Origin of the sequence: Leucobacter sp. NPDC077196, from assembly GCF_040687075.1 — a bacterium.
Classification (GTDB): Bacteria; Actinomycetota; Actinomycetes; order Actinomycetales; family Microbacteriaceae; genus Leucobacter.
The window spans coordinates 654,235-668,207 of record NZ_JBFBML010000001.1 but is presented as its reverse complement, the minus strand read 5'-3'; the positions used below and the strand labels follow the sequence as shown (position 1 = coordinate 668,207).

Annotated in this window: 16 protein-coding genes; 9 read left to right on the top strand and 7 right to left on the bottom strand. The window is 68.7% G+C overall.

Going from position 1 to position 13,973, the window contains the following annotated elements; translation table 11 throughout:
- Entirely contained in the window at positions 1–393 is a 393-nt protein-coding gene (locus tag AB0O71_RS03225) for a multidrug efflux SMR transporter (protein WP_363741870.1), read from the top strand.
- Here AB0O71_RS03225 and AB0O71_RS03220 read toward each other — a convergent pair.
- From AB0O71_RS03220 to AB0O71_RS03210, 3 genes are read right to left on the bottom strand one after another with little or no spacing between them, the layout of a single operon-like run.
- Positions 368–1,084 (bottom strand): metal-dependent transcriptional regulator, encoded by a 717-nt coding sequence (locus AB0O71_RS03220; protein WP_363741867.1) that lies wholly within the window; start codon positions 1,082–1,084, stop codon positions 368–370. The genes AB0O71_RS03225 and AB0O71_RS03220 overlap by 26 nt on opposite strands.
- Before the next feature lie 54 nt (positions 1,085–1,138).
- Positions 1,139–2,692, bottom strand: coding sequence for a PLP-dependent aminotransferase family protein (locus AB0O71_RS03215; protein ID WP_363741864.1), 1,554 nt, complete (start codon positions 2,690–2,692; stop codon positions 1,139–1,141).
- A complete protein-coding gene (locus AB0O71_RS03210) occupies positions 2,689–3,519 on the bottom strand; it encodes a site-specific DNA-methyltransferase (RefSeq protein ID WP_363742133.1) in 831 nt (276 codons plus the stop codon). Before AB0O71_RS03210 ends, AB0O71_RS03215 begins: the two co-directional genes overlap by 4 nt.
- 135 nt (positions 3,520–3,654) lie before the next feature.
- On the opposite strand from AB0O71_RS03210, the gene AB0O71_RS03205 reads away from it, so the two are divergent.
- The gene (locus tag AB0O71_RS03205) at positions 3,655–3,987 is read left to right on the top strand and encodes a VOC family protein (RefSeq protein WP_363741861.1); all 333 of its coding nucleotides are present in this window, start codon (positions 3,655–3,657) and stop codon (positions 3,985–3,987) included.
- On the opposite strand, the gene AB0O71_RS03200 is transcribed toward AB0O71_RS03205, so the two are convergent.
- Entirely contained in the window at positions 3,984–5,105 is a 1,122-nt protein-coding gene (locus tag AB0O71_RS03200) for an enoyl-CoA hydratase/isomerase family protein (protein ID WP_363741858.1), read from the bottom strand. The two genes, AB0O71_RS03205 and AB0O71_RS03200, sit on opposite strands and share 4 nt — an antisense overlap.
- Before the next feature lie 37 nt (positions 5,106–5,142).
- Complete coding sequence (locus AB0O71_RS03195; RefSeq protein ID WP_363741855.1) at positions 5,143–6,465, bottom strand: MFS transporter; 1,323 nt, start codon at positions 6,463–6,465, stop codon at positions 5,143–5,145.
- 248 nt (positions 6,466–6,713) lie between these two features.
- On the opposite strand from AB0O71_RS03195, the gene AB0O71_RS03190 reads away from it, so the two are divergent.
- The 7 genes from AB0O71_RS03190 (at position 6,714) to AB0O71_RS03160 (ending at position 13,064) form a co-directional block, all read left to right on the top strand.
- Positions 6,714–7,613 carry a hypothetical protein gene (locus AB0O71_RS03190; protein ID WP_363741852.1) on the top strand — a complete coding sequence of 300 codons (900 nt, stop codon included), beginning with the start codon at positions 6,714–6,716 and terminating at the stop codon, positions 7,611–7,613.
- A gap of 322 nt (positions 7,614–7,935) precedes the next feature.
- Positions 7,936–8,805, top strand: a complete 870-nt coding sequence (locus tag AB0O71_RS03185; protein ID WP_363741849.1) for an LPXTG cell wall anchor domain-containing protein — start codon at positions 7,936–7,938, stop codon at positions 8,803–8,805.
- A gap of 83 nt (positions 8,806–8,888) precedes the next feature.
- Positions 8,889–9,803 (top strand): LCP family protein, encoded by a 915-nt coding sequence (locus AB0O71_RS03180; RefSeq protein WP_363741846.1) that lies wholly within the window; start codon positions 8,889–8,891, stop codon positions 9,801–9,803.
- Between the two features lie 35 nt (positions 9,804–9,838).
- Complete coding sequence (locus AB0O71_RS03175; RefSeq protein ID WP_363741843.1) at positions 9,839–10,675, top strand: DUF3097 family protein; 837 nt, start codon at positions 9,839–9,841, stop codon at positions 10,673–10,675.
- A 123-nt stretch (positions 10,676–10,798) separates the two neighbouring features.
- A complete protein-coding gene (locus AB0O71_RS03170) occupies positions 10,799–11,680 on the top strand; it encodes an arginase family protein (protein ID WP_363741840.1) in 882 nt (293 codons plus the stop codon).
- Complete coding sequence (locus AB0O71_RS03165) at positions 11,677–12,054, top strand: Fe-S oxidoreductase (RefSeq protein WP_363741837.1); 378 nt, start codon at positions 11,677–11,679, stop codon at positions 12,052–12,054. Before AB0O71_RS03170 ends, AB0O71_RS03165 begins: the two co-directional genes overlap by 4 nt.
- Positions 12,051–13,064: an alpha/beta hydrolase gene (locus AB0O71_RS03160; protein ID WP_363741834.1), complete on the top strand. Its 1,014-nt coding sequence runs from the start codon at positions 12,051–12,053 to the stop codon at positions 13,062–13,064. Before AB0O71_RS03165 ends, AB0O71_RS03160 begins: the two co-directional genes overlap by 4 nt.
- Here AB0O71_RS03160 and AB0O71_RS03155 read toward each other — a convergent pair.
- Together AB0O71_RS03155 and AB0O71_RS03150 are read right to left on the bottom strand one after the other, a co-directional pair.
- On the bottom strand, positions 13,061–13,318 hold the full coding sequence (locus AB0O71_RS03155; RefSeq protein ID WP_363741831.1) for a zf-HC2 domain-containing protein: 258 nt from the start codon (positions 13,316–13,318) through the stop codon (positions 13,061–13,063). The genes AB0O71_RS03160 and AB0O71_RS03155 overlap by 4 nt on opposite strands.
- Positions 13,315–13,929, bottom strand: a complete 615-nt coding sequence (locus AB0O71_RS03150; RefSeq protein ID WP_363741828.1) for a sigma-70 family RNA polymerase sigma factor — start codon at positions 13,927–13,929, stop codon at positions 13,315–13,317. Before AB0O71_RS03150 ends, AB0O71_RS03155 begins: the two co-directional genes overlap by 4 nt.
- Positions 13,930–13,973 lie beyond the last annotated feature (44 nt).

Below are 13,973 nucleotides of genomic sequence, written 5' to 3'. Positions count from 1 at the left end.
ATGGTTCGCGCGGTCCGCACCGCCCCGCTCGCAGAGCCCCGTGCACGCACGCCGAAGATCGCCCGGCGGTCGCACTGGTTCGTGCTGCTGGCGAGCGCGATCCTCGAATCGGTCTGGGCCCTCGCGCTGCATGATTCCCGCGGGTTCACCGTCGTTGTGCCGACGATCGTCTTCTTCATCGCGAACCCGCTGAGCATGGTCGGCCTGGGATACGCCATGCGCGGCATCCCCGTAAGCACCGCCTACGCCATCTGGACCGGACTCGGGGCCGCACTCACCGTCGGCGCATCGCTGGCGCTCGGCACGGAGGCGCTCTCGGTGCTGAAGCTCGTCTTTCTCGCGGGGATCATCGGCTGCGTCATCGGTCTCAAGTTCGTGAAGGATCCGGCGTAGCCTCGAGCGACACCCACACTGCGGCCGCCGCCGACGGCCCGAGGCTCACCGAGCCGTCGGCATGGCGCTCGGCGTCCCCATCGCCGATCCGCACCGTGACCGTCTCCGAGTAGGGCTCGCCGGGCATCACGTGCAGCACGGCGTCGACCACGATGCCGCGGCCGGCGAAGAACTGCAGCATGGAGTTGTCGGCATCGGAGATGCGCTCGACTCGGGCGCGACTCGGAGCCGGCGCAGCGAGCAGTTGCATCGCGTCGGGCCGATGCACCGCGCCCGCCGCACTCGGAATCGGATCTCCGTGCGGATCCCTCGTCGGGTACCCGAGCACCCGGTCCATGCGGTCGATGAACTCGTCGGAGACCGCGTGCTCGAGCCGATCCGCCTCTTCGTGCACCTCGTCCCACTCGTATTCGAGGTGACGCACGAGAAAGGTCTCGAGCAGCCGGTGGCGCCGGATCATCGCGACGGCGTGCACGCGCCCGAGGTCGGTGAGCGTCACGCTGCCGTAGCGCACGTGGCTGATGAATTCGAGATCGGAGAGCTTGCGCAGCGCATCGGAGACCGTCGAGAGGCGCACCCCGGCCGACTCGGCGATCGCCGAGTTTGAAACGGGCGCGTCAGACCACTCCTGCAGCCCCCAGATCACCTTGAGGTAGTTCTGCATGCTCGGAGACAGATCGTCGACACTCACGTGCCCAGGATATCTGGCGGCTGCCGGCTCGCGACGCGCGAATCCCTCGAGGCGTCAGACCTCGTCGAGGATCGCCCGGAGCCGCAGCAGCGCGGCGTCGAACGCGGCGTCGTCATCTCCGCCCACCCCGATGACGAGACCGGCCATGCCCGCGTCGCGGTCGGCGCGCTGCCAGTACCGCCCGAGGGCCTGAACGCCCAGCCCACTCGCCTCCGTCAGCGCCACCGCCGCCGCCTCCCTGCGGCGAGCGCTCGCGGCCGCACCCGAGAACTCGATGACCGCGTGCAGACCCCCGTCCATGGGGCGAACGCGCACGGACGCCGCACCCGCGAGCCGCTCGGACACGAGATCGCGACGGGCGGCGTAGCGACGCAGCATGCGTGCGGTGTGCCGGCGGAGCGCTCCGCTCGACAGGTAGCCCGCGAGCGCCGATTGCACGACGCTCGATACGGTTGCGCCGAGGTCGCGCCGCACGGGCTCGATGCGGGCCCGCAGGCCCGCCGGCGCGAGCAGGTAGCCGGCCGAGAGGGCTGGTGTAATGGTGCGCGAGAACGTGCCCAGCAGCACCACCACGCCCGTATCGGGGTCATCGAGGGCCGCGAGCGTCGGCAGCGGCGTTCCGGTGTACCGCAGCTCGGAGTCGAAGTCGTCCTCGATGATGACGACTCCGTTGCGCCGCGCCCAGGCGAGGAGCGCTCGGCGGCGCGCGAGCGGCAGCGAACCGCCGAGGGGATACTGGTGGCTCGGCGTCACGATGACCGCATCGAGCACGCCGTCGGGAAGCCGGGCGGTGTCGAGGCCCTCACCGTCAGCGGGAAGCGCGACGATGCTCGCCCCTGCGCGGGATGCGGCGCCGCGCAACGACGGCAAGCCAGGATCTTCGACGCCCACGACCAGGTTTCGCCCCCGGGTCGTGCCGAGTGCGGTGAGCAGCAGCCACAGTCCGTCGCGCGTGCCCGCCGTGACGAGCACGTCCGACGCGGCGCGCGAGGTGCCGCGCATGCGTCGCAGGTGTTCCGAAATCTCGCGCCGCAGCACGGGATCCCCGAGCGGCGCGACGACCTCGGCGACCGCGACATCTGCTGCCGCCATGCGCCACGCGGCGCGCCACGCCGATCCGACGACGCCATCGGTGATCGGCACTCCGGGCGCCAGCGGGGCCGGGCTCGCCTCGCCGCGCAGCCCCTGCTCCGTCGTGGTTTCAGCGTCGAGGGCTGACGGGCCCGCGGCGTCGACGACTTCGGCCACTGCGCGATCCTCACCCTCGACATGCGTGCGCGCCAGATCCGGATGCACCAGAGTTCCGCGCCCCTGCGACGCGGCCAGGTAACCCTCGGCGATGAGCTGTTCGTATGCCGCCACGACCACGCCCCGGGCGACGCCGAGCCGACGGCTGAGTTCGCGCGTTGCTGGCACGGCCTCGCCCGGCCGCACGAGCGACGCATCGATGGCCTCGCGCAGCGCTCCCGCGAGCTGCACCGGCAGCGGCAGACTCGAGGTCCGATCGATCTGCACGGGGAGCGCACTGGCGGCTCGACTCGCGGCTCGACCCGCAGCGAGCCCCTCGCGTCCGCCCGCTGCAGCGCGCTCGGGTTGTGCGGCGCTCACCCGAAGACCGCCCCGGTAGCGCCGAGTCGCTCGCGCATCACCTCGATGGCTGCTGCGTTCTCATCGATGAGCAGGTACCTGCGCCCGAGCTGCTCTGCGGCCGCCCCCATCGTGCCACTGCCCGCGAACGGATCGAGCACCCAATCTCCGGGGCGCGTCGACGCCTGGATGATCCGCCGCAGTATTCCCACGGGCTTCTGGGTGGGGTACCCGGTGCGTTCTGCACCGGTCGGAGAAACGATCGTGTGCCACCAGGTATCCGTGGGGAGTTTTCCGAGCGCGGCCTTCTCGGGGGTCACGAGACCCGGCGCCATGTAGGGCTCGCGATCCACCGCCTCTGAATCGAAGTGGTACCAGTCCGGGTGCTTCGCGTAGACCAGAATGTTGTCGTGCTTCGCCGGCCACCGCCGCTTCGAGCGCGCTCCGTAGTCGTACGCCCAGATGATCTCGTTGATGAAGCACTCGGGGCCGAAGAGCGCGTCGAGCAGCACCTTCGCGTAGTGCACCTCGCGGTAGTCGAGATGCAGATAGAGCAGTCCGTCGGGCGAGAGCAGGCGCCATACCTGCTCGAGGCGCGGTTCCAAGAAGTCCCAGTAGTCGCCGAAGCGGTCGTCATAGCTGAGCGTCATCTCTCGCGTGACGCGGTACCCCTGCCCGCGAAAGCCGAGCCGATCGCCGGCGACTGACCCGACCGAGCCATCCACGCGGGTACCCCGCACTCGCTCGGCCTGGCGCGAGCGACCGGTGTTGAACGGCGGATCGAGATATGCGACCGCGAAGGCAGCCGTGGGAAGCGAGCGCAGGATCGGCAGATTGTCGCCCGGCATCACCCGACTCGGCCCGCTCGCGTTCCAGGGCTCACTCACCATCTCAGGCTACCGGCCTTCTGCGGAACCCCGTACCGTGGAAATCCACGTACAACGATGAACGGGGCACGCATGGTGGGCTTGAGCATGATCACGATGGATACAACCGATCCCAGGGGCCTCGCCGGCTGGTGGGCGGACCGCCTCGGCGGTGAGATCGTGCACGAGTCCGACGGCTGGTTCTGCATCGTGCGTGCGCCGCAGCTGCCAGCGGCCCTCGGTTTTCAGAAGGTCGACGATCCCGGAACGGGCAAGAACCGTCTGCACCTCGATTTCGACGTCGACGGTTCAGTCGATCGGACTGCGCTCGTCGCCGAATGGGTGGATGCGGGCGCGACGCACCTCGGGCGCCGCGGCGAGGCCGGGCTCGCGTGGGACACGTTCTCAGACCCTGACGGCAACGAATTCTGCATCGGCGATCCCCACTAGCTGTGACGCGCTCCAAGCTCGAGCGGCGCTTCGCCCACGCGCGACGCTGGGTCGAGAATCTCGTCGAGCAGGGCGGCGTCGAGGTCTTCGATGCGCTCCGGGCTCCAGCGGGGCGAGCGATCCTTGTCGATGATCTGCGCGCGCACGCCCTCGGCGAAGTCGGGCATCGATGCAAGGCGGCCGAGGGTGCGCAGGTCGTCGGCGAGCACGTCGGGCAGGGTCAGAGCGAGCCTCCGAGTGCGGTCGAGCTGGGCGAGCGTGATCGCCACCGAGGTCGGGCTCATCGCGCGCACGACGGTGGCCAGGTGCTGCGCTTCCGACGCATCGCTCCCCTCGAGCGACCGGATCAACCGGAGCGCCGTCGCCGCGGGATCGTCGAAGGTCGGCTCTTCCCGCGCCCCGAAGACCGACGCCGCAATCGGCGACCACCAGTCACGAGCGTCGAGGAGAGTCGAGGCCGGCGCCGGCTCGCTGAGCTGCTCGACCGCTCTTCGCGGATCCTCCCCAGCGGCGAGCGCTGCCCGCAACTGCGGCAGCCGCTCCGACGGCACGAATGCGTCGGCGAATCCGAGTGCGATCGCGTCGCCCGCCGTCATGTCCCCCGCCGAGATCGCGAGCAGTTCGCCGAGCCGCTCGGGAGCCGCTGCGAGCAGCAGATGCCCGCCGACATCGGGCACGATGCCGATTCGCGCCTCGGGCATGGCGAGGCGGCTGCGCTCAGTGACCACGCGCAGCGCGGCGTGCCCGGCGAGCCCGATGCCGCCGCCCATGGTGATGCCGTCCATGATCCCGACGACGGGAGGCGCCGAGACGCTGATGGCGTAGTCGAGGCGGTACTCGGCCGCGAGTATCGAGCGGGCGGATCCTGCCGACAACTCCTTGATATCGCCACCGCCGCAGAAGCCGCGCTCGCCGGCGCCGTCGAGCAGAATCGCCTGTGATCCATCGCTCTGCGCCGCCGCCACCGCGGCTGCGAGCCGAGCGAACATCTCGCTGTTGAGCGCGTTGATCGCGCGCGGCCGATTCAGAGTGAGGTGCGTGATCGCGCCGTCCCGCCGCGCAAGCACGAGCGATTCATCGACTCCGGCGGTGGGCTGCGACTTCGTTGCGGCGCTCATCTCAGCACCGTATCACCGCCGGCGAACGACGTGGCGGTCACGGAGTGGGGTGATGCGCGTCGTAGCGCTGAAACCCCTTCGCCGTGCGCAGCAGCACCAGCATGGTGCCGAGGATCACGATGCCGCCGAGCAGGGCGGGCGCCCAGAGCGCGATGAGCGTCGCCACGGCCCCCGCGAGCAGGTCGCCGACGCGCGGCCCGCCCGCCACGACCACGTAGAAGAGGCCCTGCATGCGCCCGCGAACGTCGTCGGGAGCCGCCGACTGGAGAATCGTCGTTCGGAACACCGCGCTGACGTTATCGGCCGCGCCGGTACCGGCCAGGGCTACGCCCGCGAGCAGGATGGCCGGGATGATGGGGTCGTCGCTGCGCTCCGCGATCCCCGCGGTCGTGACGGTGATGAGCAGTACGAGACCGAAGAGCGCCGTGCAGGCCCCGAAGGCCGCGACGGCCAGGGTGACCGCGCGGCCCTGACGTCGCACTGCTCCGAGCGGACCCGAGAGGAGCCCGCTCACCAGAGCGCCCAGAGCGAACGCCGCCGTGAGCGCGCCCACCGTCACCGGCCCTCCCCCGAGCACCAGCGCACCCGCAGCGGGGAAGACCACCCGCGGTGTGCCGAAGATCATGGCGATCAGGTCCCAGATGAAGGTCGCCCGCACATTGGGCGCACGCTTCAAGAACGCGAGGCTGCCGAGCACCGAGCTGAGGCCCGGGGCAGTGCGGTCGCCGTCGGGCGCTATGCGCGGCAGGCTGAGGATGCCGAGGAACGCGCCGGAGAAGAGCACGGCGTCGAGCAAGTACGTCCAGGGCACTCCCACGCTCGCGACGAGCACACCGGCGACGGCCGGGCCGACGGTGATCGCCAGGCCCATCGTGATTCCGCTCAATGCAGCGGCGGCGGGCAGGAGCTGCGGAGGCAGCAGTCGCGGCAGAATGGCGCCGCGCGTCGCACCCATGATGGTGGCCGAAGCGGCGTTGACCGCGGCGAGTGCGTAGTAGGGCCACGTCGCCTGGACGTCGAGAAATGCGATCACGGTCATCGCGCAGATGCTGAGCCACGCCGCAATGGCGGTGACCAGGGCGACGAGCCGGCGATCGAACGCGTCGGCGAGCGCGCCGCCCACGAAGCCCGCAACGATCATCGGCCCGAGCGCCCACAGCGCGACGAGCGAGACCGCGAACGTGGATCTCGTGATCTCGTAGATGTGCAGGCCCACCGCGACGATCGTCACTTGCGCACCGATCTGCGCGATCGACGTGCCCGTCCAGAGCTTCGCAAATGCAGGGCTTGCGCGCAGCGGTGTCGTATCGACGAGCAGCGCGCGCAGTCGTGTGCGTCGCCCGCCGGCCTCGGGTGTCACCGCAACAATCTATCGCGAGCGCCCGGCCCTGACCACGCGCCTGCCACCAATCGACGGTTTGCCGAATTTTCTTACGTGGTCTAAAGTCCATCGTGGCAGAAGCTTTGAGCTGCCGATCTTCTAGGGGGAGTTCCTTCTCGCGGGCGACGTGTTGCGACACGAAAACCTGCGGGAGCGCATCGGGTGGTGCGATCAGCACGCGCGTGCGGATGTCGCATTTGTTTGCAAACGAACCCACTGGAGTAACTATGAAGTTCAGCAAAAAGCTCGCCGGTGCTGCGGCGATCGGCGCCGTCGCCGTCCTCACGTTCGGCGGAACCGCCGCGAACGCCGCACTGGAACCAATCACGGTGGCGCCGAGCCCCACGGTTGGCGCCGAGTCGTTCACCGTTTCGGGCGAGGGATGCGTAGATGCCAATGGCACGCCTGGCGAGTACGCGATCAACTTCTACGACAGCCTGGATACCTCGAAGACGGTTCCGCCTACCGTGTACGCGGGTAAGGCGGACGCGAATGGATCATGGACCGCCACCATCCCGTCTCCCGCGGAGAGCGAAGAATATCTCGTAGCCGCGAAGTGCGACCTGTACGTGGGAGGCATCACGTATGCGACTGATTGGGCACGCATCAGCAAGGCTGCGGGCGTGCAGCTGAGCGTGGCCGAGGCGAAGCACTACCAGTCCGTCGACGTGTCAGGTTCCGGCTTCACGCCGAAGGAGAACGTTCGCGTCGAGTTCCGCCAGAACGGCAAGGTCGTCGAGACGCTGGACACCGTGACCGCGAACAGGGTCGGTGAGCTTCACGGCGAGATCAGCCTCGGCAACGTGCTGGCGGCAGGCACGTACGACGTTGTCTTCACCGGCGAGACCAGCGGAGCCGAGTACTCGGCTCCGCTGACCATCACGGGCGGCAGCGCGAGCAGCGACGCCCCCATCGCACCTGACGTTGTTGATAACGGCGCGGCGGACCCGGCGAGCGCCGCCCCCGCCGCGAACATCGACCCGGCATCCACTGGCGCAAAGGGCTCGCTCGCCACGACCGGTGGCGAGAACCTCGCACCGCTCGCGATCGCGGGTGGCGTCGCTGCGCTGGCGCTCGGTGCTGGCGCGGTCGCACTGGGCCGCCGCAAGGCGCGCGCGAGCGCGTAACCGAGAGCAGGTTGCCTGCGTCTTCGCAGCGCCTGTGACGGGCGAGCGCCCCAGGAATCGGACAAGTGATTCGACCAGGGGCGCTCGCTCTCCCCTCCAACGGGATGCTCGTTCGTCGCAGAAAAACTGAGGCTGAGTGCTTGCTCAATATTTGCTCACCGTCTACCGTTGAACTTGGCTGACGCTCCAGAAGTTCTTCTGTGGCGACTCACTGAGCTCGCGTGGCAAAGTTCTGCCTCGTTGCACAGAGCGGTGCCGGGATCCATCGCACTCGTCCAGCCGTAGTCGCGAAACATCATCACCCCATTACCTCGGAGGCAACATGAAGTTCTCGAAGAAGCTCGCCGGTGCGGCCGCGATCGGCGCGATCGCAGCACTGACATTCGGAGGCACCGCCGCAACCGCTGTGGAGCCGGGCGACCCGATCACCGTGGCACCGGCCATCACACTCGGCGCAGAATCGTTCACCGTTTCAGGCGAGACCTGCATCGGCGACGGCGGCACGCCCGGCAACTACCTTGTAGCCCTCGCTCCCGCCGACGACACGGAGCCCGTCATCTTCTCGGACGCCGCAGGTGCGGACGGCTCGTGGACAGCGACCCTTCCGGCACCAGCGGAGAGCGGAGTCTACGAGGTTCGCGCGGCCTGCGACCTCTACACCGAGATCACCGAGTACGCGCCGGCAGAACTCCTCGTCAGCGCAGCAGCGGGCGTGCAGCTCGAGGTCGCCGAAGCCGATCATTTCGAGTCCTTCACCTTCAGCGGTGCCGGGTTCGCACCCGACGAGGAGGTGCGCGTCGAGTTCCGTCAGAACGGCGTGGTGATCGAGTCGCTCGGCACCGTCGCGGCCAACGCGGTCGGTGAGATCGCCGGCGACATCACCCTCGGCAACACCCTCGCCTATGGCGCCTACGACGTCTTCTTCGTCGGCGAGACCAGCGGAACCGAGTTCTCGGCGCCGCTGACCGTCACCGACGGCACCGTGGCTCCCGGCGCGCCGGCCGATCCGGGTAACGTGGGCGGCGGCGTGACGCCTCCCGCTCAGCCGGTCGGCTACGCGCCCGGCGCAAAGCTCGCGAACACCGGTGGCGAGAACTTCGCTCCGTTCGTCATCGCCGGTGGCGCTGCGGCTCTCGCACTCGGCGCAGGCGCGATCGCGCTCGGCCGCCGCAAGGCACGCGCTGCGGAGTAATTCAGCTGCATAGCACGACGACGCAAAACGCCCCTGATCCGATCGGAAATCCCCGTTCGCGACCAGGGGCGTTTCGCCGTGCCATGCGCATCGCGGCCGTCGTCGCACTCGCCCTGGTGCTCGCACTCGGCGGCGTCGCCGCAGTGCTCGCATCGCGCATCGACGGCGTCGCCATGCCGCAGCTCAACGCTGAAGATGAGCCGCAGCGGGCAAACACTGGCGATGCCGTCTACCTCTTCGTGGGCGCCGACTCGGGTATCGAGCGGGCTCCGACCGATGTACAGAGCAGCACCCCGGAGGGCCAGGCGCGCGCCGACGCGCTCGTGCTCGTGCGTCTCGGAGACGACGGCACCGCGTCGGCAGTATCGCTGCCGAGGGATCTGCTCTCGACGAACGGATACTTCGGCTCGATCGCACTCGCACTCCTCGACGGACCGGAGGTGCTGATGCAGAGTGTCTGCTCGACGACGGGCGTTGCGGTCGACCGATACGTCTCGATCGATGGAGCCGGCTTCGTCGACGCGATCGACGCCCTCGGCGGTATCGAGGTGGACATCGAGTACCCGCTGCGCGATGCCGCCGCCGAGCTCACCGTCGACACGGCGGGTACTCAGCAGGTCGACGGTGTGACTGCCCTCGGACTGGTGCGTTCTCGCCACGCGGAGCAGTTCGTCGACGGTGCGTGGGTGGCGGTCTCCGAAGATGCGGGCGCGCGTCAGCGTGCACTCTGGTCTGCGCGGGTGCTCGACGGAGTGCGCTCGGCGCTCTCAGACGCCGACGCCGCGTCGCTGGCCAGCGCCGTATGGTCGAGCAGCGCGTCTCTGAGTCTCGGAGGCGGCCTCCATCCGTTCGAACTCGGGCGGTTGGCTCGCGCAGAGCTCGACATTCGCGAGTTGCCCGCGGAGAAGATCGGCGACGGGCGCGCGCTCAAGATGACCGAGCAGAGCACGTCGACCCTGCTCGAAGCGGGCTTCCGCACCGACTGCGCGCTCGAGTGAGACCGCCCGTCGCTCCACAGCGATAGGCTCGATCCATGTTCGACGACCGATACGATCTCGACCCGGTGGCACGCATGAAACCCCGGCGAGGCCCGGTCGAGCGTCGCGATGTGCCGCTTGCGAAGGGTCTCGTGCTCGAGCACACCGAGTCCGAGTGGTGCGGTGCGGTGGTCGGCGCCCGGGAGGGGCTGGTGCAGCTCGAAGACTTCCGGGGGAAGGTGCGCGCCTTCCCCCTCACCGACGGCTTTCTCGTCGACGGCAAGCCAGTTCGTCTGGTGCGCCCGGCCGCGTCGTCCGGCGCGCGCAAGCGCACGGCGTCCGGATCCTTCGCCGCCCCGCAGCAGCGAGCTCGCGTCGCCATGCCCAGTCGCATCTTCGTCGAGGGAAAGCACGACGCCGAGCTCGTTGAACAGGTGTGGGGTGACGACCTTCGCGTCGAGGGCGTCGTCGTCGAGCTGCTGCAGGGAGCCGACAATCTCGAGCAGGTGCTCGCCGAGTTCGAGCCGGGTCCCGATCGCCGCGCGGGAGTCCTCCTCGACCATCTCGTGCGCGGCAGCAAGGAGACGAGGATCGCCGACGCCATCGCCCGCGGGCCCCACGGCGCGCACGTGCTCATCGTGGGCCACCCCTTCGTGGATATCTGGCAGGCGGTGAAGCCAGCACGCGTCGGGTTGCAGGAGTGGCCGACGATTCCGCGCAGCATCGAGTGGAAGACGGGCATCTGCCGCGCGCTCGGTTGGCCGAGTGACGAGCAGGGAGACATCGCCGATGCCTGGTCGCGCATCCGATCACGCGTGCGCGACTTCCGCGACCTCGAACCTGAACTCGTCGGTCGCGTTGAGCACTTGATCGACTTTGTCACCGTCGACTGATCTCACCGTCGACTGATCTCGCCGCGACCACCTCTGCCGCCGATGTTCTCGCATCGCGGAACTCGGTCGCCTCGCGCCCGCGCGGGCGTATTCTGAACAGCAGTGATCTCGGAGGAGGGTGCCGTGGCAAGCCCGATGTTCTTTCTCATGCCTCAGTGGCAGGGTTCGCCTTCGTCGCGAGCCATGCAGCTCGCCGAGGGCGCCGCCCTGCTGCGCGAGGATCTGCCGACCGCGTCTCTGCGCGAAGTCTCGGTGCCTCTGGAGGCCGGCGATGCGATGGGGACCCCGGTGGCCCGTCTCAGCAGCCTCGTTCGAGCCCGCGAGGCAGCGCGCACGGCGATCGAGCCGGCACTCGTCGACGGGCGCGCGCCGATCATCGTGGGCGGCGACTGCGTGAGCTCCCTGCCCGGTATTGAAGCCGCAGCTCGTTCCGTCGATCGGCTCGCCGTACTGTGGTTCGATGCGCATGCCGACCTGCAGCACCCCAGCACGTCTCCAACGGGCGCAGCCTCCGGCATGACGCTGCGGCACGCGCTCGGAGACGGCTCGCCCGATCTGGTGGCGGCGCCCGCCGTCTCGCCCGAGCACGTCACCCTCGTGGGCGCGCGAGCGATCGACCCTGAAGAAGACGCAGAGCTGCGGCGTCTCGGGATCACGACGCTGCGCGTCGGCCCCGAGGCAACCGGCGAAGACGCACTGCGCGCCGCGATCCTCGAACGAATCGCCGGAGCGAATGGCGTCTACATTCACATCGATCTCGACGTGCTCGACCCCGCGGCCTTCGGCTCCGTGCACGCACCGGTGCCGTTCGGCATGACGGTCGCGCAGCTGACCGGCGCTATCCGCGCCGCTGTCGCCGAGGTGCCACTCGTCGGGGCGGCGATCTGCGAGTTCGCGCCGGCCGATGGACGAATGGCGGCCGAGGACCTGCCGACGGTGCTCCGCACGCTTGCCGCACTCACGTCGGGCACCGCCGCCCGACCCGACGCAGCGGGGTCTGCGTGAAGCCGGGGGCCCGACGCTGGCCGTTCGCACGACTCGGGTACGCCTACGCCACTTGCGTCGGGTTCGTCTGGGGCTCCATATGGAGCCGGGGGCGCATCGAGCGCCACGAGGGCCTGTGGGTGTTCCGAGGCATGCCTCGATGGACGTTCGGTCGCGGCGGAAGCTGTGTCGGCTCCTGCTACCTCACGAATCAGAATGTCTCGGAACGGGTGCTGCGCCATGAGCGGGTGCACCGCGCGCAGTGGCGCCACTACGGTTTCGCGCTGCCCCTGCTCTACGCATTCGCCGGCCGTGATCCGCTGCGCAACCGCTTCGAGATCGAGGCGGGGCTGCGCGACGGCGGCTACGTACGCGATGGCGAGACCGGCCGATGAGCGAAGCGGCAGCCACCTCGCCGGACTCAGCGACCTCGCCGAACTCAGCGACGGCAGAAGACACCGAGCCTGGGGAGAATACCGATGAGTTCCGCTTTCTCGCGAGCGACGCTGCGCGGGTCGGGCAATCCGACCCATTGCCGACGGTGTCGCGGGTGCGTGCGGAGCTTCCGGATCACCGCACCGTGAGCGGGCTCGCCTTCGACGGTGAGCACGCCCCCGCCCTCGTGGCGATGCACGGAGCTGGACTGAACGCGCACAGCTTCGACCCGATGCTCCTCGCCCTGCGTCAGCCGGCGCTCGCGCTCGATATGCCCGGACACGGTCGCAGCGATTGGCGCGCAGATGCGGACTACCGACCCGAGACGCTTGCAGCCGACGTCCTCGCGGCACTCGATCGCTTCGCTCCCCCACCTGTCACGCTGGTCGGGCACTCCCTCGGCGGCCTCACCGCAGCACTCGTCGCGGCGTCGCGTCCGGACCTCGTGTCGCAGGTGATCCTCATCGACATCACCCCTGGCGTCTCCCCTGCCCGCGACACGGGATCGGTGCGCGACTTCATTCAGGGGCAACGCGATTTCGGCAGCATCGATGAAATCGTCACGCGTGCGCAACGGTTCGGCATCGGCCGCGATGCCGCGGCCCTCAGACGCGGCATCGCGCTGAACACACGGCGCCGCCCCGATGGGCGACTCGAGTGGACGCACCACCTCGCACACCTCGATGCTGGCGCGCCATCCGCTGAGTCAGCAGACGCCCAGCCCTATGCGCCGATCTGGGAAGCGCTGGCGTCGCTCGAGGCGCTGGGTGTGCCGGTCGCGCTGATCGCCGCAGAGTCGGGCATGGCGACCACAGGCCGCATCGAGGAGTGGCGGATCCGCCTCCCTCACAGCGCAGTCGTGACCGTAGCCGGGCCGCACAATCTCCACGAAGCAGCGCCTGCACCGCTGGCCCGTACTATCGAAGCGTTGACCGCGACTGCCCCAGACCGCACGGCGCCAAACGCCTAAACGACGAGTCCGGAGTCTTCTGCTCTGAGGCTGCGGAGAATCGCTTCTCGCAGATCCACGGGCGGACAGTTGCTGTCCCGCTCCTCCTCGCACGCCCGCTTTACGACGTTCGTGAGCTTCTCGCACGCATTCCGCTCGTTCTGGCACGATGGACACGCGGCGATGTGCGCTCGGATCGGCGCTGATTCCTCGGCGCAGAGCTCGCCTCGGAGCAGCTCGTAAACATTCGCCTTGGCCTGCTCGCAATCACTCATCGCGCTGCTCCCTTCTTCGTCGGTTTCTTCCCCGCATTGAGTCCAACGCCCTGCTCGTTCGCGTATTCCCCGAGCGCTTTGCGCAAGCGTGCGCGACCGCGATGCAGGCGGCTCATCACCGTGCCGATGGGCACCTCAGCGATATCAGCGATCTCCTGATAGCTGAACCCTTCGACGTCTGCCAGATAGACGGCGATGCGGAAATCTTCGGGCAACGCGTTCAATGCGTTGGTGACCACGGAATCGGGCGTGCGATCGATCGCCTCGGCTTCCGCCGACTGCGATGACATCGCGGTGGTCGACTCGGCACCCCCGAGCTGCCAGTCCTCGAGCTCGTCGACAGCGCCGAGATGCGGTTCGCGTTGACGCTTGCGATACGTGTTGATGTAGCTGTTCGTCATGATCCGGTACAGCCACGCCTTGAGATTGGTGCCCTCCTGGAACGACGCGAATGCCGAGAACGCTTTGAGGAACGTCTCCTGCACGAGATCCTGCGCGTCCTGCGGATTCCGGGTCATCTTCATCGCTGCGCCGTACAGCTGATCGAGCATCGGAAGCGCCTCCGACGTGAAGCGCTGTTCCAGCTTCGCCTGTGCTGCGGTATCACTCACGCCCTCGATCCTACTGGCGGCGGCTGCGGGTAGACTCGACCACG